Origin of the sequence: Streptomyces sp. ISL-12 (genome assembly GCF_018614415.1) — a bacterium.
In the GTDB taxonomy this organism is placed as follows: Bacteria; Actinomycetota; Actinomycetes; order Streptomycetales; family Streptomycetaceae; genus Streptomyces.
Genome location: NZ_JAGGOO010000068.1, coordinates 1 through 21,413, shown reverse-complemented (window position 1 = coordinate 21,413; position 21,413 = coordinate 1). Strand labels below are relative to the sequence as shown.

Below are 21,413 nucleotides of genomic sequence, written 5' to 3'. Positions count from 1 at the left end.
GGCCGGTTCGGTCTCGGGGGCGGGGGATGCCGGGCGGGTCGGGACGAGGAGCTCCATCGTCACCTCGGAGGGGCTCTCCAGGGCGTCCGCGGCCTCGGGGGCCTCCTCGGAAACCTCCTCCGGCTCCGACTCCGACTCGGGCTTCGGCTCGGGCTTCGGCTCGGGTTTCGGCTCCTGCTCCTCCGAGGCGTCGTCAGCCTCGGCGGTTTCGTCGACCGCCGCCGTCTCCTCGACCGCCGCCGTCTCCTCGGCCGCCTCCGCGTCCCCGGCGACCACAGCCTCCCCGGCCTGTGCGGCCTCTACGGCAGCCTCGGCTTCCCCTGCGGCTTCCGTCTCCTCGGCCGCCTCCGACCGCCGTACCGCCTCCTCCGCCAGCGCCACCAGCGGGTCACCGGCCTCGGCGTCCGCCTCCGCGTCGGCGTCGGCATCCGGCCCCGCGCCGGCCTCCGCAACGGCCCCGGCGCCCGGCAGCGAAGCGCTGCCCGTGCCGTCGGCCGTAGGCGCGGACGGGGGGACGGTGGCCGACGGGGTCCGGGCGAGCAGCGACACGGGCAGGACCACGACGGCTGCCGTGCCGGCGCCCTCCTGCTGCTCGCTCAGCCGCACCCGGGCGCCGTGCCGGTGGGCGAGGCGGGCCACGACGTACAGACCGAGCCCGAGGCCGTCCTCGCCCTCCTGCTCGAAGGGGGCCTCGGGGTCGAAGTCGGTGAGGCGGGTGTTGAGCCGCTCCAGCCGTTCCGCCTCCATGCCGATGCCCTCGTCCTGGACGGAGAGGACGACCTCGCCGTTCTCCAGCAGCCGGCCGGAGATCTCGACGGGCAGCTCGGGCGGCGAGAACGAGGTGGCGTTCTCCAGGAGTTCGGCGAGCAGGTGGGAGAGGTCGTCCGCGGCGAAGCCGGTCACGTGCGCGTGCGGGGGCAGGGCGGCGATCCGGACCCGGTCGTAGCGCTCGATCTCGCTGACGGCGGCGCGGACCACGTCGACCAGCGGCACCGGTCCGGCGGGGTGCCGGCCGTGCTCGGTGCCGGCCAGGACGAGGAGGTTCTCGTTGTGGCGGCGCATCACGGTGGCGAAGTGGTCGAGCTTGAAGAGGACGGCCAGGCGGTCGGGGTCCTGCTCCTGCTCCTCCATCGACTCGATGACGCCGAGCTGCCGTTCGACCAGGGCGAGGGTGCGCAGCGCGAGGTTGGCGTAGGTGGCGCCGACGCCCTGGCGCACCTGCTCCAGGCGGGCGGCGGACTCGGCGAGTTCGGCGCGCAGTTCCTCGCGGGCGTCGGCCATCTTCTGCCGCTGGCCGACCAGGTGCTTGCGGTCGGACTCCAGGGTGGTGACGCGCTCGGCCAGCGTGACGGCGTGCGCGTGCAGGGCGTTGACGGAGCGGACGGCCTTGGCGAACTCGTCGTTGCGGCCGGTGAAGGTCAGGGGCTCCTCGGCGGCCGGGTTCTCGGCCTCGGCGAGCCGGGCGGTGCCGCGGCGCAGCACGGACAGCGGCCGGGTGAGGCTGCGGGCCAGGGCGGTGGCGACGCCCACGGCGACCAGCATCAGGGCGCCGAGGACGGCGATCCGGATCTCCAGCGCGGTGACGTCGTCGTCGCGGAGCTGGGCCAGGTCCTCGCTGCGCCGCTCGTAGAGGGCCGACTCGGCGCCGCGCATCGCGTCGACGCGGGCGGAGAGCGCGGCGGACAGCTTGGAGACGCTGGTGGCGAGGTCGTCGTCGGAGAGGGCCGGCTGGTCGGTGAGGGCGGCCAGGTACTTCTCGGCGGCGTCGACCTCGGGTCCGGTGACCGTGGCGTCGTAGCGCTCCTTGGCCGTCTCGGGGGCGTTCTCGCGGAAGGCGGCGAGGGCGGCGTCGGAGCGGACCCGGGCCTCCTGCGCGGCGGCGGCCAGGGCGTCCCGGGTCTTGGCGTCGGCGGCCGAGGTGGTGCTGGTCTCGGTGGCCAGGCCGGTGACGGGGTCGTAGGCGGTCTGCCTGGTGCTCGGCACGCTGAGGGCGGCCAGCAGCAGGCCACGGGTGGCGGCGGCCTGCTGTACGGCGGAGTCCAGCTCGGCGAGGGCGTAGGCGCCGGCGCCCGCGCGGGGCGGCATCTGCTCGGCCAGTTCCTCGGCGAGGGCGTGCAGTTCGGTGACGGCGGCGGAGTAGGCGTCGTGCGCTTCGAGGGCGCTGCTGCGGCCGGTGAGCGCCGACCGGCGCAGCGAGGCGACGGCGTCGAGGTCCTCGCGCAGGGCGGCGGGGGTGCCGGGGTCGGTGCGCAGTTCCTCGATCTGCCGGTCGACGCGGGCGCCGCGCTGCTCCGAGGGCGCCTTGGACTTGGGGCGCCCGGCGGCGATGTAGGGGGTGACCTCGTCGCGTTCGTCGGCCAGCGAGTGGGCCAGGGTGAGCGCGTCCTGGGTGCGCTCGGCGAGGGTCACCAGGTCCTGGGAGTCGCTGAGCTGCCCCGAGGCGGCGATGACCGAGGGCGCTCCGGCGCCGGCGATCGCGGCGGCCACCACCAGGACGGCGACGATCAGCCGGTTGCGTACGTGGGTGGGGCGGCCCTTGCCCACGACGGGGGCCGGCGCCGCCGGGACGGCCGGGGCGGGGGTCCCCGTGGCGTCCGGGGCGGGGGTGACGGGGGTGGTTCGCTCCGTACCCCCGGCGGGGGCCGTCTGCTTGCCTGTGCGACGAGGCCGCGTCTTCTGCACCGGTGCTCGCATTCCTGACTCGTGTACCCGTGGGGCCGGGTGGCGCTCCGTCAACCGGCCGGCCGGCCCGTACGTCCGTCCGCACGTCCGTCGCCGTTCCGTCGGCCGTGCCCGGGGGGTCGTCGGCCGTGTTCGGACGGGGCGGAACCCCCACCGGCTCCCGACCCTCCCAGTGCCCGTGGGCACCGGGTGTCCAACACCTGGCCCGCCACCCGAAGGAGTGAACCCCGGAGGTGAGTTGGGGGGCAAGTCCCCGCAGCGCCGCCGACGGGCCCGCGCCGCGCGTCGGTTGGACGTTCCCGGCGGGGCGGTGGCAGGATGTGCCGCCACGCGTTCCCGGAGTGCGGTAATCCGCCCCAAATCAGGCGCCTGACCTGCACGGCCGTGACAAATCCGGTCCCGCCCCGGGCACTTCGCGGGCGCCGCGCGGGACTCGGGCAGACTGATCCGATGCGTACGGATCTGGTCTCCGAGCCCAGCACGTCCCGGCTCCCCAACGAGGACTTCGCGAGCGTCGCCCTCCCGGCCTCCGGACGGGGCGGCGTGGTCGTCCTGCTGGACGGCGTGACCCCGCCGAGGGACGCGACGGGGTGCGTGCACTCCGTGCCCTGGTTCACCGCGCGCCTCGGCGGAGCACTGACCGAATTGACCGTTTCACTCCCGGATGTCCCTCTCGCCGACGCGCTGTCCCGCGCCATCGCGGTTACCGCCGGGGCACACGCCGAAACCTGTGACCTTTCTCACCCCAGAACTCCGCAGGCGACCGTGGTTCTGGCCCGCTGGTCCCCGGACCGGGTCGAGTACCTGGTCCTGTGCGACTCCGCCCTGCTGGTCGAGTCGTCCGACGGCACGGTCACGGCCCACCTGGACGACCGGCTGGCCCGGCTGCCCCGGTCGGCCCGCGCCACGGAGGCCCTGGTGGACGCGGACCTCCGCAACAAGGAGGGCGGCTTCTTCACGGCGGCGGCCGACCCGGCGGTGGCGGCACGCGCGGTGACGGGGACGCTGCCGCGCGGCGGGGTGCGGGCCCTGGCGGCGCTCACGGACGGGGCGACGCGGTGGGTGGACACGTTCCGCGAGGGCGACTGGGCGGACTGTCTGCACATCGTCCGCGAGGAGGGGGCGCAGAGCCTGGTGGACCGGGTGCGGCGGCTGGAGCGCTGGGACACGAAGCGCACGTTCCTGGGCCGGAGCAAGCAGCACGACGACGCGACGGTGGTCTACGTCGAGCTGTGAGCGACGCTCCCCGGGGTCAGCTCTCCATCCCCCGGTTCAGCTCGCCCAGCAGCCGGGCCAGCTCCCCCACCTCGCGGGGGTCCCAGTCGGCGAGGCGGCCGGCGTAGCGGGCGCGGCGGGCCTCGCGGACCCGGCGGACCCGGTCGCGTCCCTCCGGGGTGAGGTCGACCAGCCAGGCGCGGCCGTCGGCCGGGTCGGGCTCGCGGGCGATCAGGCCCAGCTCCTCCAGGGCGCGCAGCTGGCGGGACATGGTCGCCTTGCCGACGCCGATGTAGGCGGCGAGTTCCGTGGCCCGCTGCCCGCCGCACTCCCCGAGCCGCACCAGCAGCCCGTACGCGGAGGACTCCAGGTCGGGGTGGACCTGGCGGGCCATCTCCGCCTGGTTGGCCCGGGCGCGGCGCAGCAGCACCGTCAGCTCGCGTTCGAGGGCCAGGAACTCGGGCTGCTCCGCGCCGTTCGCGGACACCTCGGATCCGGCTCCGCGTCCCCCGCCGTTCCCGCTGTCGTGCACGTCAGTTCCCGCCTCGGTCTTCCCGGTCCTGAAAGTTTCCGCCGTACGCGGCCATCGCCGCAGTTCGGCAAGTATTTCGCAGGCGCAGACCACCGGCGGTCACCGGTCCCTCTTCCCACCGGCGGGTCTACGTGCGTAGCGTCGTCACGGCACACCGTAATGGCATGAGCACGCCAGCCCCATGCATCTCGGCCGCGCGCTCCCCCCACCGAGCACCACGAGCCCCTCGGAGGCCCGTCATGCCCGTGCACAGACCCCGACCGTCCCGCGGCCGGCGCCTCGCCGCCCTCGGGAGCCTGCTCGCCGCCTTCTCGCTGCTCCTCACCCTCCCCTCGGCCGCCGCCGACACCCCGCCCCGCGGCTCCGCGTACCTGGGCATGGGCGTCGCGGACCACGACGGGGAGCACGGCACTCCCGTCCCCGGTGACGCCACCCAGACCGAGGGCGTCGACGTCTCCAGCCACCAGGGCAACGTCGCCTGGCCGACCCTGTGGAGCAGCGGCGTCAAGTGGGCCTACGTCAAGGCCACCGAGGGGACGTACTACACGAACCCGTACTTCGCCCAGCAGTACAACGGCTCGTACAACGTGGGCATGATCCGGGGCGCCTACCACTTCGCCACCCCGGACACCACCAGCGGCGCCGCGCAGGCCGACTACTTCGTCGACCACGGCGGCGGCTGGAGCCGCGACGGCAAGACCCTGCCGGGCGCCCTCGACATCGAGTGGAACCCGTACGGGGCCTCCTGCTACGGCAAGACGCAGAGCCAGATGGTCAGCTGGATCCGCGACTTCCTGACCACCTACAAGGCCCGCACCGGCCGGGACGCCGTCATCTACACGGCCACCAGCTGGTGGACCGAGTGCACCGGGAACTACGGCGGTTTCGCCGGCGCCAACCCGCTGTGGGTGGCCCGGTACGCCTCCACGGTGGGGACGCTGCCGGCCGGATGGCCGTACTACACGATGTGGCAGTACACCTCGTCCGGGCCGACGGTCGGTGACCACGACAAGTTCAACGGCGCGCTGGACCGGGTGGTCGCGCTCGCCAACGGCTGAACGTGCCAGGGGCCCCGGTGACCGCTCACCGGGGCCCCTCGGCACCGTCACGCCGCGACCGGCACCTCACTGGTCGCGGGCGTCAGCGCCAGCTCCAGGACCTGGCGGACGTCCGAGACGGTGTGGACGTCGAGCTTGTCCAGGATCTCGGCCGGGACGTCGTCCAGGTCGGGTTCGTTGCGCTTGGGGATGATCACCGTGGTGACCCCGGCGCGGTGGGCGGCGAGCAGCTTCTGCTTCACCCCGCCGATCGGCAGCACCCGCCCGGTCAGCGAGACCTCGCCGGTCATCGCCACGTCGGTGCGGACCAGCCGGCCGGAGAGGAGGGAGGCGAGGGCCGTGGTCATCGTCACGCCCGCGCTCGGGCCGTCCTTGGGCACCGCGCCCGCCGGGAAGTGGATGTGCACGCCCCGGTCCTTCAGGTCGGCCACCGGCAGCTCCAGTTCGGCGCCGTGGGAGCGCAGGAAGCTCAGGGCGATCTGCGCGGACTCCTTCATCACGTCCCCGAGCTGACCGGTCAGGGTCAGCCCCGCCGCGCCCGTCTCCGGGTCGGCGAGGGACGCCTCGACGTAGAGGACGTCGCCGCCGGCCCCCGTGACCGCGAGGCCCGTCGCCACGCCCGGCACCGAGGTGCGGCGCTCGGCCGGGTCCTGGGCGGACTCGGGCACGTGGTGCGGCCTGCCGATCAGCGCGCGCAGATCGTCGGCGCCGACGGTGAACGGCAGCTCCCGCTCGCCCAGTTCGTGCTGGGCCGCCACCTTGCGCAGCAGCCGGGCGATCGACCGCTCCAGGGTGCGCACGCCCGCCTCCCGGGTGTACTCCCCGGCCAGCTTGCGCAGCGCGCCCTCGTCGATGGTCACCTCGTCCTTGTCCAGCCCGGCCCGGTCCAGCTGGCGCGGGAGCAGGTGGTCGCGGGCGATGACGACCTTCTCGTCCTCGGTGTAGCCGTCCAGGCGGACCAGCTCCATGCGGTCGAGCAGGGCCTCCGGGATGGCCTCCAGGACGTTGGCGGTGGCGAGGAAGACGACGTCGGAGAGGTCGAGTTCGACCTCCAGGTAGTGGTCGCGGAAGGTGTGGTTCTGGGCCGGGTCGAGGACTTCGAGCAGGGCGGCGGCCGGGTCGCCCCGGAAGTCGGACCCCACCTTGTCGATCTCGTCCAGCAGGACCACCGGGTTCATCGACCCGGCCTCCTTGATCGCCCGCACGATCCGGCCGGGCAGCGCGCCGACGTACGTACGGCGGTGGCCGCGGATCTCGGCCTCGTCGCGGACGCCGCCGAGGGCGACGCGGACGAACTTGCGGCCCATCGCGTGGGCGACGGACTCACCGAGGCTGGTCTTGCCGACGCCGGGCGGGCCGACCAGGGCGAGGACGGCCCCGCCGCGCCGGCCGCCGATGACGCCGAGGCCCCGGTCGGCACGCCGCTTGCGGACCGCCAGGTACTCGGTGATGCGCTCCTTGACGTCCTTCAGACCCGCGTGCTCGGCGTCCAGGACCGCCTGGGCGCCCTGGATGTCGTAGGCGACAGCGCTGTCGTCGGTTCGCTCGTTCCACGGCATCTCCAGAACCGTGTCGAGCCAGGTGCGGATCCAGGAGCCCTCCGGGGACTGGTCGCTGGACCGCTCCAGCTTGTCGACCTCCTTGAGGGCGGCCTCGCGGACCTTCTCGGGCAGGTCGGCGGCCTCGACCCGGGCGCGGTAGTCGTCGGACTCCTCGCCGTCCTGTTCTCCGTTCAGCTCGCGCAACTCCTTGCGGACCGCTTCGAGCTGGCGGCGCAGCAGGAACTCGCGCTGCTGCTTGTCGACGCCCTCCTGGACGTCCTTGGCGATGGTCTCGGCGACGTCCTGCTCGGCGAGGTGGTCGCGCAGCTGCGCGGTGGCGAGCTTGAGGCGGGCGACCGGGTCGGCGGTCTCCAGGAGTTCGGTCTTCTGGGCGGTGGTCAGGAACGGCGAGTAGCCGGAGTTGTCGGCGAGCGCCGCGACGTCCTCGATGGCCTGGACGCGGTCCACCACCTGCCAGGCGCCGCGCTTGCGCAGCCAGGCGGTGGCCAGCGCCTTGTACTCCTTGACCAGTTCGGCCACCTGACCGGGCAGCGGGTCGGGCACGGTCTCGTCGATCCTGGTCCCCTCGACCCACAGCGCGGCGCCGGGGCCGGTGGTGCCGGCGCCGATCTTCACCCGGGCCCGGCCGCGGATCAGCGCGCCGGGGTCGCCGTCGGCCAGCCGGCCGACCTGCTCGACGGTGCCGAGCACGCCGGTGCTCGCGTAGGTGCCGTCGACGCGGGGCACCAGCAGGACCTTCGGCTTGCCGGGTTCCGAGCGGGCGGCGGCCTGGGCGGCCTCCACCGCGGCGCGGACCTCGGAGTCGTTCAGGTCGAGCGGGACCACCATCCCGGGCAGCACGACCTCGTCGTCGAGCGGCAGCACGGGCAGGGCGAGCGGTGTGAACGGCGTGGACTCAGCAGCCATGATCTCCCCTTCGGCAGTCAAGTTGAGTTGCTTGCACTCAAGTACACCGACTCAATGCCCGGGAGGCGGCGGATGTTCCCCGGCCGGCGTTCGCTCTCAGCGATCAACGCCGGGCGGACCGATGCCAGGATGACGGGATGACCGTCCACGAAATTCCCGAACCCCCGGTGGTCCTGGACCGTCGTGAGGGCCCCTACGGCGAGGTCGTGCTGCGCAGACACGGCGCGCTGCTCCAGATCATCGCCAACGGCTGCTTCCTGATGGACACCTCCGACGGACGCTCGGAGCGCCTGCTCGTCGACGCGGCGCTGGCCGCGCTCCCCGCCGGCCGCCCCGGACCCCGCGTGCTGATCGGCGGCCTGGGCGTCGGCTTCTCCCTCGCCCACGCCGCCGCGGACCCCCGCTGGGGACGGATCACGGTGGTCGAGCGCGAACCGGCCGTCATCGACTGGCACCGGGACGGCGGGCCGCTGTCCGGGCTGACCCGCGAGGCGCTCGCGGACCCCCGCACGGAGATCGTCGAAGCGGACCTCGTCGCATACGTCAATGAGACTTCCGCCACACGGCCGGCGACCTACGACGCCCTCTGCCTCGACATCGACAACGGCCCCGACTGGACCGTCACCGAGGGCAATCACAGCCTCTACGGAACGTCCGGACTCGCGCTCTGCGCAAGGCTGTTGAGGCCCGGCGGAGTACTCGCCGTATGGTCCGCCCAGCCCTCCCCGCATTTCGAAGAAACCTTGCGTAATGCCGGGTTCCAGCAGGTGCGTACCGAAGAGATCCCCGTTGCCCGGGGCGTTCCGGACGTCGTGCACATCGGCGTCGGGCCTGGATAGCAAAGGCCCGGTGACTCCCCGTACGCTGCTGCTCTGACGCGGATCATTCAAGCGTCGATCGCAGTCATGGGATCACCCCACGGATTCCACAAAGCACACCTCAGGGGCGGGCGATGGAGCAGACACACACCTCCCACAACGGCGCGGCGACGGCGACGCAGGGCGCGCAGCGCCGGGTGCTGGTGGTGGAGGACGACCAGACGATCGTGGACGCCATCGCGACCCGCCTGCGCGCCGAGGGCTTCCTGGTGCAGACGGCGGGCGACGGTCCGGCCGCCGTCGACACGGCCGAGGCCTGGCAGCCCGACCTGCTCATCCTCGACATCATGCTGCCCGGCTTCGACGGCCTGGAGGTCTGCCGCCGGGTGCAGGCCCAGCGGCCGGTGCCGGTGCTGATGCTCACCGCCCGCGACGACGAGACGGACATGCTGGTCGGGCTCGGCGTCGGCGCCGACGACTACATGACCAAGCCGTTCTCGATGCGCGAACTGGCCGCGCGGGTGCACGTGCTGCTGCGCCGGGTGGAGCGGGCCGTGGTCGCCGCCTCCACGCCGCGCAGCGGCATCCTGCGCCTGGGTGAACTGGAGATCGACCACGCGCAGCGCCGGGTGCGGGTGCGCAGCGAGGACGTGCACCTCACGCCGACCGAGTTCGACCTGCTGGTGTGCCTGGCGAACACGCCGCGCGCGGTGCTCTCCCGCGAGCAGCTGCTCGCCGAGGTGTGGGACTGGGCGGACGCCTCCGGGACCCGGACCGTCGACAGCCACATCAAGGCACTGCGCCGGAAGATCGGCGCCGAGCGCATCCGCACCGTGCACGGGGTGGGCTACGCGCTGGAGACACCGACGCCATGAGCGCGGGGCGGCAGGCCGCACGGCGGAGCCCCGGCCCCCGGAGCACCGGCACCGGCACCGGCACCGGGGAACCCTGGGGCGGCGTACGCCCGTTCTCGATCAAGACCAAGCTCGGCGCGCTGGTCGTCACGTCGGTACTGATCACTACCGGCCTGTCGGTCATAGCGGTGCACACCAAGACGGAGCTGCGCTTCATCACGGTGTTCTCGATGATCGCCACGCTGCTGATCACGCAGTTCGTGGCGCACTCGCTGACCGCGCCGCTGGACGAGATGAACGCCGTCGCCCGGTCCATCTCGCACGGCGACTACACCCGCCGGGTGCGCGAGAACCGCCGGGACGAACTGGGCGACCTGGCCCAGACGATCAACCACATGGCCGACGACCTGGAGGCCCAGGACCGGCAGCGCAAAGAGCTGGTGGCGAACGTCTCGCACGAGCTGCGCACCCCGATCGCGGGGCTGCGCGCCGTGCTGGAGAACATCGTCGACGGGGTCACCGAGGCCGACCCGGAGACCATGCTGACGGCCCTGCGGCAGACCGAGCGGCTCGGCCGGCTGGTGGAGACCCTGCTGGACCTCTCCCGCCTGGACAACGGCGTCGTCCCGCTGCGCACCCGCCGCTTCGAGGTGTGGCCGTACCTGTCCGGGGTGCTGAAGGAGGCCAACATGGTCGCCTCCGCCCGCGCGGGCATCGCCTCCGGCTCCGGCACGCACACCCGTACCGACGTCCACCTGCACCTCGACGTCGACCCGCTGGACCTGACCGCGCTGGCCGACCCGGAGCGCATCCACCAGGTGGTCGCCAACCTCATCGACAACGCGGTCAAGCACAGCCCGCCGCACGGCCGGGTGACGGTCCGGGCGCGCCAGGGCGAGCTGCCGGACTCCCTGGAGCTGGAGATCATCGACGAGGGACCCGGCATCCCCCAGTCGGAGTGGCACCGGGTGTTCGAGCGGTTCAACCGGGGCGCGGTGACCCGGCCGCACGGTCCCGGCAGCGACGGCGGCACCGGGCTCGGCCTGGCGATCGCCCGCTGGGCGGTGGATCTGCACGGCGGACGGATCGGGGTGGCCGAATCGGAGCGCGGCTGCCGCATCCTCGTCACTCTTCCGGGCCTGCCAACCACGCCGAGTTGACGTAAGCTGCTCATCAGAGCCACTCGTTCCACGGATGTTCACGCTGGTGGACACGTGTGATCAGGCGGAGGCCCGCGACCGGAAGGGCGCCAGGGCCCGGTTCCCTATTCCCTGTTGACGCAGAACCACGCTTGTTTCCCGCCATTTCCAGCGCCGAAACACCCGCCAAGATGTGACTTACGCGACGATGGACCGGCCCGGCCTGACCTTCTCGCTCTTGGAGGCGTAGCCTTTATTCCCGCTGTCCATCACCTTGTGAAGCGGAAGAGGGCGGTTGCCGCCGTGTCGCCACAGTCCCCCAGTAACTCGAGCATCTCGACCGACACCGACCAAGCGGGGAAGAACCCCGCAGCGGCCTTCGGTGCCAATGAGTGGCTCGTAGACGAGATCTATCAGCAGTACCTCCAGGACCCGAATTCGGTCGACCGAGCCTGGTGGGACTTCTTCGCCGACTACAAGCCGGGGGCGGCCGCCGCCCAGGCCGCGTCGGGTACCGCGGCCGCGGGGGCCGCGGAGACCACCGCTCCGGCTCAGCCCGCCCCGGCCGCGCAGACCGCGCAGGCGCTCGCCCAGGCCCCGGCCCCGGCCGCCCCGGCGCAGACGCCCGCCGCTCCCGCGCAGCCCGCCGCCAAGGCCGCTCCCGCCACCCCGGCGGCGAAGCCCGCCGCCGCGCAGCCGGCCGCGCCCGCCAAGGCCGCGCCGGCCAAGGAGGCCGCCGAGGGTCCCGAGCTGGTCACCCTGCGCGGTCCCTCCGCCGCGGTCGCCAAGAACATGGACGCCTCGCTGGAGATGCCCACGGCCACGTCCGTGCGCGCCGTCCCGGTGAAGCTGCTGTTCGACAACCGCATCGTCATCAACAACCACCTCAAGCGCGCCCGCGGCGGGAAGATCTCCTTCACGCACCTCATCGGGTACGCGATGGTGCAGGCCATCAAGGCCATGCCGTCGATGAACTGGTCGTTCCAGACCAAGGACGGCAAGCCCACCCTGGTCAAGCCGGAGCACGTCAACCTCGGTCTCGCCATCGACCTGGTCAAGCCCAACGGCGACCGCCAGCTCGTCGTCGCGGCGATCAAGAAGGCCGAGACGCTGAACTTCTTCGAGTTCTGGCAGGCCTACGAGGACATCGTCCGCCGCGCCCGTGAGAACAAGCTCACGATGGCCGACTTCACCGGCGTCACGGTCTCCCTGACCAACCCCGGCGGCCTCGGCACCGTCCACTCCGTGCCGCGTCTGATGCCCGGCCAGTCGGTGATCATGGGCGTCGGCGCCATGGACTACCCGGCGGAGTTCCAGGGCACCAGCCAGGACACCCTGAACAAGCTCGGCATCTCCAAGGTCATGACGCTCACGTCGACCTACGACCACCGGGTGATCCAGGGCGCCGCCTCCGGCGAGTTCCTCCGCCAGGTCGCCAACCTGCTCCTCGGCGAGAACGACTTCTACGACGAGATCTTCGAGGCGCTGCGCATCCCCTACGAGCCGGTCCGCTGGCTCAAGGACATCGACGCCAGCCACGACGACGACGTCACCAAGGCCGCCCGCGTCTTCGAGCTGATCCACTCCTACCGGGTCCGCGGCCACGTCATGGCCGACACCGACCCGCTGGAGTACCAGCAGCGCAAGCACCCCGACCTCGACATCACCGAGCACGGGCTCACCCTGTGGGACCTGGAGCGCGAGTTCGCCGTCGGCGGCTTCGCCGGCAAGTCGATGATGAAGCTGCGCGACATCCTCGGCGTGCTGCGCGACTCGTACTGCCGCACCACCGGCATCGAGTTCATGCACATCCAGGACCCCAAGCAGCGCAAGTGGATCCAGGACCGGGTGGAGCGCGGCCACACCAAGCCCGAGCGCGAGGAGCAGCTGCGCATCCTGCGCCGGCTGAACGCGGCGGAGGCCTTCGAGACCTTCCTGCAGACCAAGTACGTCGGCCAGAAGCGGTTCAGCCTGGAGGGCGGCGAGTCCGTCATCCCGCTGCTCGACGCGGTCCTGGACTCGGCGGCCGAGAGCCGTCTCGACGAGGTCGTCATCGGCATGGCCCACCGCGGCCGGCTGAACGTCCTCGCCAACATCGTCGGCAAGTCGTACGCGCAGATCTTCCGCGAGTTCGAGGGCAACCTCGACCCGAAGTCGATGCACGGCTCCGGCGACGTCAAGTACCACCTGGGCGCCGAGGGCACCTTCACCGGCCTCGACGGCGAGCAGATCAAGGTCAGCCTCTGCGCCAACCCCTCCCACCTGGAGACCGTCGACCCGGTCCTGGAGGGCGTCGCCCGCGCCAAGCAGGACATCATCAACAAGGGCGGCACGGACTTCACCGTGCTGCCGGTGGCGATCCACGGCGACGCGGCCTTCGCGGGCCAGGGCGTGGTGGCCGAGACCCTGAACATGTCGCAGCTGCGCGGCTACCGCACCGGCGGCACGGTCCACATCGTCATCAACAACCAGGTCGGCTTCACGGCCGCCCCGGAGTCCTCGCGCTCGTCCATGTACGCCACGGACGTGGCCCGCATGATCGAGGCCCCGATCTTCCACGTGAACGGCGACGACCCGGAGGCCGTGGTCCGCGTCGCGCGGCTGGCCTTCGAGTTCCGCCAGGCGTTCAACAAGGACGTGGTGATCGACCTCATCTGCTACCGCCGCCGCGGTCACAACGAGTCGGACAACCCGGCCTTCACCCAGCCGCTGATGTACGACCTGATCGACAAGAAGCGCTCGGTGCGCAAGCTGTACACCGAGTCCCTCATCGGTCGCGGCGACATCACCCTGGAAGAGGCCGAGCAGGCGCTCCAGGACTACCAGGGCCAGCTGGAGAAGGTCTTCACGGAGGTCCGCGAGGCCACCGCGCAGCCCGCCTCGGTGGAGCCCTCCGACCCGCAGGCCGCCTTCCCGGTCGCCGTGAACACCGCGGTCACCGGCGAGGTCGTCAAGCGGATCGCCGAGTCCCAGGTCAACATCCCCGCCCACGTCACCGTCCACCCGCGGCTGCTCCCGCAGCTCCAGCGCCGGGCGGCCATGGTCGAGGACGGCACCATCGACTGGGGCATGGGCGAGACCCTCGCCATCGGCTCCCTCCTCCTTGAGGGCGTCCCGGTCCGGCTGGCCGGCCAGGACTCGCAGCGCGGCACCTTCGGCCAGCGGCACGCGGTGATCATCGACCGCGCCAAGGGCGACGAGTACACCCCGCTGCAGTACCTCTCCGAGGACCAGGCGCGGCTCAACGTCTACAACTCCCTGCTCTCCGAGTACGCGGCGATGGGCTTCGAGTACGGCTACTCGCTGGCCCGCCCCGACGCGCTGGTGATGTGGGAGGCGCAGTTCGGCGACTTCGTCAACGGCGCGCAGACCATCGTCGACGAGTACATCTCGGCCGCCGAGCAGAAGTGGAACCAGACCTCCGGTGTGGTCCTGCTCCTCCCCCACGGCTACGAGGGCCAGGGCCCGGACCACTCCTCGGCCCGCGTCGAGCGGTTCCTCCAGCTGTGCGCGCAGAACAACATGACGGTCGCCATGCCGACCTCCCCGGCGAACTACTTCCACCTCCTGCGGTGGCAGGTGCACAACCCGCACCACAAGCCGCTGGTCGTCTTCACCCCGAAGTCGATGCTCCGCCTGAAGGCGGCGGCGTCGAAGGCGGAGGACTTCACCACCGGCCAGTTCCAGCCGGTCATCGGCGACACCTCGGTCGAGGCGGCGGCGGTGAAGAAGGTCGTCTTCACCACCGGCAAGGTCTACTACGACCTGATCGCCGAGCGCGCCAAGCGCGGGGTGACGGACACGGCCATCATCCGCATCGAGCGCCTGTACCCGCTGCCGGGTACCGAGCTCCAGGCGGAGATCGCCAAGTACCCGAACGCCGAGAAGTACCTGTGGGCCCAGGAGGAGCCGGCCAACCAGGGTGCCTGGCCGTTCATCGCGCTCAACCTGATCGACCACCTGGACCTGGCGGTCGGCGCGGACATCCCGGCGGGCGAGCGCCTGCGCCGGATCTCGCGTCCGCACTCCTCGTCCCCGGCCGTCGGTTCCGCGAAGCGGCACCAGGCGGAGCAGGAGCAGCTGGTGCGTGAGGTGTTCGAGGCGTGAGCCGCTGACACCCGGCGTCGTGTGAGGGCCCGTTCTCCGGAGGTGATCCGGGGGGCGGGCCCTTCGGCGTGTGCCGGGTCGTCAGGTGGTCTGGGGTTCGAAGTCCCAGTACGGGCGCCGGCGGGCGGCGGCGGAGACGGTGAGCGGGTGTCCGCTGCCCAGGGTGGCGGCGAGACCGGAGAGCGCGCGCCGCTCGCTGTCCTCCGCCTCCCCGCGCCGCCCGAGGGCACGCAGATCGGCCGCGTGGGCCACGAGGGCGGACAGGGTGAGCGGGTGGCCGGGGCCCAGCGTCCCCTCGCCGCGGACGACGGTGTCCCCGCTCAGGCCGGCCGCCCGCTCGACGTCGCCGACCGCGTGGCACAGCGCGGACGCGCTCAGCGCGCAGCCCAGCGTCCAGGGGTGGTCGGGACCGACGCGTGCCGTCATGTCGGTCAGCGCCGCCCCGGCCAGGGACCGGGCACCGTCCGTCTCACCGGCGCGGAGCAGCGTCAAGGCGTGGTTGGCCCGGGCCCCGACGGCGTACGGGTGGCCGGGCGGCAGGGTCGCCTCGTAGGCGGCGACGACGGACTCGCTGAGCTCGCGTGCCCGGTCGGCGTCGCCGTGCTCCCGTGCGAAGCAGCTCTGTCCGACGGCGAGGATCAGCGTCAGCGGGTCCCGGTCGCCCAGGACGTGCTCGGCGCGGTCCAGCGCGTCGGCGAAGTACCGGGCCGCGGTGTCGAAGTCGCCCAGGGCGTAGCGGCACATCGCGAAGTTGTGTGCCGCCCGCAGCGTCTGGGGGGCGTCGCGGCCGAGCGCCCGACGGGCGGTGTCCAGGCTTCTGGCCAGCACGGACGCGGCGTCCGTGAAGCGGCCCAGCAGGCGCAGATCGACCGCGTACGCGTGTTCCGAGTTGAGCGTCCACGGGTGCCGTTCCCCCAGCAGTTCGCGGCGTGTCTCCAGCGTGCGCAGGTCGACCTCGCGGGCGGCTTCGTAGCGGCCGAGCAGCCGGAGGGAGACGGCCACGTTGTTCTGCGCGTTGACCGTGCGGGTGTCCTGGTCGCCGAGTTGTCCCCGGTACGCCGCGAGGACCCGCTCCGACACCTCCAGCGCCTCCGGGTAGTCGCCGAGTCCGCGCAGGTCCGCGGCGAGACCGCCGAGGGCGCGCAGCAGCGTGGGGTCCTGGTCCCCGCGCTGCTCCTGGAGCTGCCGGACGGCCTCCCGCTCGATCCGCGTCGTGCGGTGGTAGTCGCCGGCGGCCCGCAGCAGGTTGGCGTAGTGATAGGTGAGTTCCCAGATGAGGGGGTGGGACTCGCCGAGCGAGTGCCGCCAGATACGCATGGCGTGGTCGCCGAGTGTGACGCCGGCCGCGTGCTCGCCCGCGAGGTACAGGTAACGCAAGCAGTTGAACACCAGCTGCTGGACCTGCGGATCGTCGCTGCCCAGTACGTCGGCGTGCTTGAGGTGGGGCACCAGCTCGGCGTAGTCGGGCCACAGCGCGGGCACCGAGGGCCGGCCGGGGTCCGCCTCCGCGAGGGCCCGCCGTACGACGTCGACCAGTTGGCGCTTCTGCGCGGCGGGCAGGCTCTGGCGGACGATCCGGCTGACGACGCGGTGCAGGTAGAAGATCTCGCGGTCCGGGTCCGTCTCGTGCGGTTCCACCCGGACGACGGAGTACCTCCGCAGCTGGCCGACCGCCCTGTCCCACAGCCCGGGGTCGGTCAGCAGCTCCGCCACGGAGGGCGGCAGGCCGTCGTGGCTCATGTCCCGGAGCAGGTGCACGGGGATGTAACCGGGGGCGAAGAAGGTGCACAGCCGCAGCAGGTCGACCGACTCCGGGACGGTTTCGCGGAGCTTGTTCAGCAGGATCGCCCACGCGGTCCGGAAGGCCAGCGGGAAGTCCGCCGACACCCGCACCGCGTCGTCGAGGGCCCCCTCCTCCAGCAGGCCGATGTACTCCTCCACCGACATGTCGGAGTCGTCGAGCCAGCCGGCCGTCTGGTCGAGGAGCAGCGGCAGGTCCTCCAGCGCCTCGGCCAGCCTGTGCGCCTCCGGCTCGGTCAGCCGCGGGGCGCGGCGCCGGATGAAGGCGACCGACTCGTCGCGGGCGTAGACCGGCAACTCCAGGAGCCGGCTGTCGTGCTCGCTCCACGCCGGATTGCGGGAGGTGATGAGCACGTGGCCCGGGCCGCCGGGGACCATGTCCCGGATCTGGTCCGGCTCGTCCGCGCCGTCCAGGACCAGCAGCCAGCGCGCGTACGGCTCGCCCCGGCGCAGGGAGTCGCTCAGGGCGCGCAGCCGCTCGCCGTACCCCTCGCCGGTCCGCAGGCCCAGCCTCGGTGCCAGCTCCGCCAGTTGCCGGCGGTAGGTGACCCGGCTCTCCGCGTTGACCCACCAGACCACGTCGTACTCGGAGCCGAACCGGTGGGCGTACTCCGTGGCGAACTGGGTCTTGCCGACGCCCGACATGCCGTACAGCGTCACCACGCCCGAGCTCCGCAGCGCGTCGTACACCTCGGTGAGCAGGGCCTCACGGCCGGTGAAGTGGCTGTTCCGGCGCGGGACGCTCCCCCACGCCTGCGGTATCGACGCCGGGAACCGGGGGCCGTGCCGGGCACGGTCGGCGCTCCCGGGGACCGGGTCCGTGGGCAGGTCCAGCAGGGCCAGCACCCGTCGCTCGGCCTCCTCGGCGTCGATGCCCACCAGTCCCGACGGCCGGAGCGCGGCGACGGCCGACGGGAGGTCGGCGGTGGTGACGGAGACGGCGGCGAAGCGGGACGGGTCGGGGGCGACGACCTCGCGCAGCGCCTCGTTCCACTCCTCGTGGGACCGCGGCCCGAGCTGGAAGTACCACTCGCTGACAACGATCAGGACGCGGCCCTCGGCGAGCTTCAGGTCGCGCAGCAGGTCCACCAGAGGGACGTCCGCCGGGGACTCCCGGCGCAGATACACCACCCGCAGCCCGCGCCGCTCCAGCCGGTCTCCGATCCAGGCCGCCCAGGCCCGGTTGAAACCGGCGAAGCTGATCGTCACCGGGCGCCGGTCGGGCTGCGCGGCGGCGGGCCGGCGGTGCGGTGCCGGCGTGGGAGGGGCGGGCCGCAGGGCGGGGGGCCGGGGGGCGTCGTGGACGGGCGGGGCCTGCCTGCGCTCCCGGTCGGGGGCGTCTTCGCCGGCGCGTATCTCCGACCGCAGCTCCGCCTTGCGGACCGGCACCCCCCACTGGTTGGTGACCGTCAGCCACAGCGAGGCCGGGCCGGTGTCGGGGCCCGCGGAGACCCGGAAACGGGCTGGTCCGTACGTACCGCCGAAGCGGTGCAGGACGACGCCGGGTTCGCCGAGGGCCGCGCAGGTGAACAGCGGGGCGCCGTCCAGGGTGACGGTGAAGGTGAACTCCTCCTCCGGGTAGGGCCAGTCGTCCGGGGTGGCCTCCGGGGCCGGGAGGGGGCCGCGCAGGTCGACGGTGACGAGGTAGTCGCAGCCCGCTTCCGCCCGCCGGGGCCAGGCCACCACGGGTTCGATCGTCAGGGGCCGCTCCGCGCCGGTCACCGGCCGTACCCCCCTTCGGCCCGTGCGTCCGGGCCGTCGGCGGCGGTGAGCCGCAGCGTGGTCCGCGGATGGCCGTAGAAGTGGAACATGAACGCGTACAGCAGCCGCAGGACCCGTTTCTGGCCGTCGCTGTCCAGCCGGCCGTCGTCGTCGAGCCGTCTGGGCAGCCGGGCCGTCGACCCGAACTCCGCGAGCGCCCCCGCGCGGAAGGACCGCAGCGTCTGCGGGACCGGCCGGTACGGGTGGCGGGCGACCTCGCGCACCAGTTGCCGCACGAGCCGGCGGGCCTCCTGGTCACCGACCTTGCCGGCGGTGACGATGCAGCCGCCCGCGCCCTTGCGCAGGAACAGCTCGGCGAAGCCGCGCAGTTCCTCCTCGCCCTGCGCCCGGTTCTTCACCGCTCGCCCCGAGTCGCAGGCGTTGAGGCAGACCAGGGAGCGGTCCCGGCCCAGCACGGCCATCGGCTCCTCGTTCAGCTCGGCCCAGGAGAAGTTGCCCAGGGTGAGGCGGGGCACGGTGTCGCCGTAGGTGCCGTGGCAGCCGAAGTAGACCAGGCCGGTGGCGTCGGGCAGGGTGTCGAGGTCGTGCAGGAACGGGGTCATCCGCCGGTGCAGCCGGTGCGCGTACGGGGCGAAGACCTGACCGTCGTCGGCCATGTCCTGGTGGAGGTAGCCGAGGACCCGTCCCGCGCAGTCGCCGGTCTCCCGGGGCAGGTCCTGGCTGAGGTCGCGCACGGTGGTCCAGCGGGAGACGACGGTCAGCGCGCCGAGCGGACCGCCGGCCAGCGCGTGCGCCGCGTCCTCGGGCAGCCAGAACAGCTCCCAGGGCAGGTCGAAGCCGGTGTCGTCCCAGACGACCAGGCGCAGCGCTTCGCCGTGCCGGGCGCGGATCGAGTTGAGCCACCGCGCCAGTTCGGGCTGGTTGGCCGACCAGTGCCGGATGCCGCGCAGCACATCGGTGGGGTACTCGCCGTCGGGCTGCCGCAGGGCGGCGAGGGTGATGCCCGGGGCGGCCAGCCGCGTGGGCCCGGGCGCGCAGGTCACGGTCAGGTCGCCGCACCAGCCGCGCAGCCGGTATCCCCGGCCGGCAGCGCCGCCGCCCTCGCCGCGCACGACCCGCAGCACGGCGTACCCGTCCTCCAGGCGGGCGCCGGGGCGGGCCTCGGTGCCGCCGAGTCCGGCGGGCGGTTCCTGACCGCGGCGCAGGTGGGACACGGCGACGGCGGGCCGCCGGGCCGCGGCCTTCAGCTGGCCGGGCAGGCCGGTGCGGCGTACGGCGGTACCGGCCCCGGTCAGCCAGCGCGGCGCCCGCTGCCGCGGCTCAGCGCTCACCGTCGCCTCCCGCCCCGCTCCGCCCCTGCACGACCGTCGCCCCCAGGCTGTCGGCGAGGACGAACGGCAGGTCGCCGTAGGGTTCCCGGGCCGGGTCGACGACGGCCACGTGCAGCCGGGTGCGGTCCATGGCGCCGATGCGGGCGGCGGCCTCGACGGCGTCCTCGACACCGGCGGCGGCCACCGTGCCGGTCAGCCGTCCGGTGTGGCTGGCGCGCAGCGGGATGTTGCCGCGCCCGTCGGTGACGACGACCAGCCAGGCCTCCGCCGGTCCGGTGCCGTGCTGCCGGAAGGTCCGGCGCAGCGCGTGGGCCGCCAGTTCGACGCCGTGCGCGAGCGGGGAGGCGCGGCCGGCCGGGCGGTACAGCGCGGCGAGCACCTGGGGGTCGAGGACGCTGCGGGCCGCGAAGGACTGGGCCCGCAGTTCGTCCTTGGCGTCCGCGGCCCCGACCTCGATCACCTGGACCGTGGCCCGGCTGGTGTACGCCCACTGCAGGAAGGGCGCCAGGGAGTCCTGCCAGTCCCAGTCGCCGTCCCGGCAGGTGTGGTCGAGGAGCAGCGTCAGCACGCGCTCGGGGGCGCCGGCCCGGACGTGGGAGTGCAGGTCGGATGGCGCGATCGTGAACCGGTCGGTGCGCCGCACCCGTTGGTGCACGGCGGCCTCCCGGACGGTGCGTACGTAGGCGAGGTCGCGCAGGTCGGTGGCGCGCCGGGTGCCGATCACGGGACCGCGGGCGAGGGCGGGCCCGGAGGCGCGCCGGCCGGGGCCGCGCAGCGGGGTGGCGTCACGGGGCCCGGCCGGCTCGTCCTCCGGGAACGGGGTGCCGGGCCCTGCGGGCGTGCCGCCGGGGCCGCCGCCGATCCCTTCGGCGGGCCCGGTCTCCAGCAGCGTCCGGTCCGCCGGGGACGGACGCCGTCCCTCCCCGCCGGGGCGGCGGGTCCGGACCGTGCTGGGCGTGGCACCGGCGGACGGCCGCTCGGCGGGCCCGGGGCCGGGCTCGGGTCCGGGCGGGGTACTGGGCACGGTCAGGCCGATGATCCGGGCCGCCGTGTCGCAGTGGCCGGCCACCGCAGACGGCTCACCGTCGAGGGCGGCGACGGTGCGGGCCAGCCGGGCGAGGGCCAGTTCGCGGCGGACGCCGGCGTCGGGTCCGAGCAGCTTCTGTACGCGGGTCAGCGCCTCGTCGGTGACCGGGACGGGCGGCACGCCCCGGACGGCGGCGGTCCGCCAGGCGGGCGGCAGCCCGGCGAGCACCTGCTCGGGCGGGGGCAGGGCGAGGTCCGGCACCGGCAGCCGTACGGCGAACCGGTCCAGCAGGTGCCGGCTGAGCCGTCCCGCGTCGGCCGACCGGCAGACGGCCAGCCAGCGGGCCCGGGGCCGGACCGTGCGGCGCAGTCCGGAGCGCTCCACCACGGCGACGTCGGCGCCGAGCAGCTGGACGGCGGCGCGCATCCCGGCCACGCTCAGCCGGGGCAGGTCGGGGACCACGACCAGCGGCGGCGGACCGGGGCGGCCGTCGGCGTCGACGAGGGGGCCTGGCTCGGTACGGAAGGTGATGCCGTGCGTGTCGCGCCGCAGCCGGGTACGGGTCCACAGGTCCTCGTCGCGGCCGGCGGCGCCCACGACGACGGGGGGCGGGGCGGGGTCGGCGGGGGTGGTGCGGGCGGGGTCGGCGGTGCCGTTGGG

12 protein-coding genes are annotated in these 21,413 nt (G+C 73.4%); 6 read left to right on the top strand and 6 right to left on the bottom strand.

The features are described from left to right. Positions 1-2,694: nitrate- and nitrite sensing domain-containing protein (locus J7I94_RS18965; protein ID WP_215168320.1), on the bottom strand; the 2,694-nt coding region annotated here is incomplete at its 3' end. Positions 2,695-3,132: 438 nt separating this feature from the next. Here J7I94_RS18965 and J7I94_RS18960 point away from each other — a divergent pair. Continuing rightward, positions 3,133-3,918 (top strand): protein phosphatase 2C domain-containing protein, encoded by a 786-nt coding sequence (locus tag J7I94_RS18960; protein WP_215168319.1) that lies wholly within the window; start codon positions 3,133-3,135, stop codon positions 3,916-3,918. Positions 3,919-3,934: 16 nt separating this feature from the next. Here the strand turns inward: J7I94_RS18960 and J7I94_RS18955 are convergent, their stop codons facing one another. Then, positions 3,935-4,429 carry a MarR family transcriptional regulator gene (locus J7I94_RS18955; protein ID WP_215168318.1) on the bottom strand — a complete coding sequence of 165 codons (495 nt, stop codon included), beginning with the start codon at positions 4,427-4,429 and terminating at the stop codon, positions 3,935-3,937. Between the two features lie 239 nt (positions 4,430-4,668). On the opposite strand from J7I94_RS18955, the gene J7I94_RS18950 reads away from it, so the two are divergent. Further along, positions 4,669-5,487 carry a lysozyme gene (locus J7I94_RS18950; RefSeq protein WP_215168317.1) on the top strand — a complete coding sequence of 273 codons (819 nt, stop codon included), beginning with the start codon at positions 4,669-4,671 and terminating at the stop codon, positions 5,485-5,487. A 47-nt stretch (positions 5,488-5,534) separates the two neighbouring features. Here J7I94_RS18950 and lon read toward each other — a convergent pair whose 3' ends face one another. Then, positions 5,535-7,955 carry an endopeptidase La gene (gene lon / locus J7I94_RS18945; protein WP_215168316.1) on the bottom strand — a complete coding sequence of 807 codons (2,421 nt, stop codon included), beginning with the start codon at positions 7,953-7,955 and terminating at the stop codon, positions 5,535-5,537. Positions 7,956-8,092: 137 nt separating this feature from the next. Between lon and J7I94_RS18940 the strand changes: the two genes are divergently transcribed. The 4 genes from J7I94_RS18940 to J7I94_RS18925 all read left to right on the top strand — a co-directional run bounded on the left by J7I94_RS18940 (position 8,093) and on the right by J7I94_RS18925 (position 14,873). Further along, the gene (locus J7I94_RS18940; protein WP_215168315.1) at positions 8,093-8,794 is read left to right on the top strand and encodes a spermidine synthase; all 702 of its coding nucleotides are present in this window, start codon (positions 8,093-8,095) and stop codon (positions 8,792-8,794) included. A 113-nt stretch (positions 8,795-8,907) separates the two neighbouring features. Beyond that, a complete protein-coding gene (locus tag J7I94_RS18935) occupies positions 8,908-9,648 on the top strand; it encodes a response regulator transcription factor (RefSeq protein WP_215168314.1) in 741 nt (246 codons plus the stop codon). Continuing rightward, positions 9,645-10,787 carry an ATP-binding protein gene (locus J7I94_RS18930; RefSeq protein WP_215168313.1) on the top strand — a complete coding sequence of 381 codons (1,143 nt, stop codon included), beginning with the start codon at positions 9,645-9,647 and terminating at the stop codon, positions 10,785-10,787. The genes J7I94_RS18935 and J7I94_RS18930 overlap by 4 nt, the downstream gene beginning before the upstream one ends. 282 nt (positions 10,788-11,069) lie before the next feature. Beyond that, positions 11,070-14,873, top strand: a complete 3,804-nt coding sequence (locus tag J7I94_RS18925; protein WP_215168312.1) for a multifunctional oxoglutarate decarboxylase/oxoglutarate dehydrogenase thiamine pyrophosphate-binding subunit/dihydrolipoyllysine-residue succinyltransferase subunit — start codon at positions 11,070-11,072, stop codon at positions 14,871-14,873. 81 nt (positions 14,874-14,954) lie between these two features. On the opposite strand, the gene fxsT is transcribed toward J7I94_RS18925, so the two are convergent. The 3 genes from fxsT to J7I94_RS18910 all read right to left on the bottom strand — a co-directional run. Further along, a complete protein-coding gene (fxsT, locus tag J7I94_RS18920; RefSeq protein ID WP_251075382.1) occupies positions 14,955-17,951 on the bottom strand; it encodes an FxSxx-COOH system tetratricopeptide repeat protein in 2,997 nt (998 codons plus the stop codon). A 440-nt stretch (positions 17,952-18,391) separates the two neighbouring features. After that, positions 18,392-19,726 carry a CHAT domain-containing protein gene (locus tag J7I94_RS18915; RefSeq protein WP_308114617.1) on the bottom strand — a complete coding sequence of 445 codons (1,335 nt, stop codon included), beginning with the start codon at positions 19,724-19,726 and terminating at the stop codon, positions 18,392-18,394. Continuing rightward, the coding region (locus J7I94_RS18910; RefSeq protein ID WP_215168311.1) for a magnesium chelatase at positions 19,716-21,413 on the bottom strand (1,698 nt) is incomplete at its 5' end. The genes J7I94_RS18910 and J7I94_RS18915, both read right to left, overlap by 11 nt.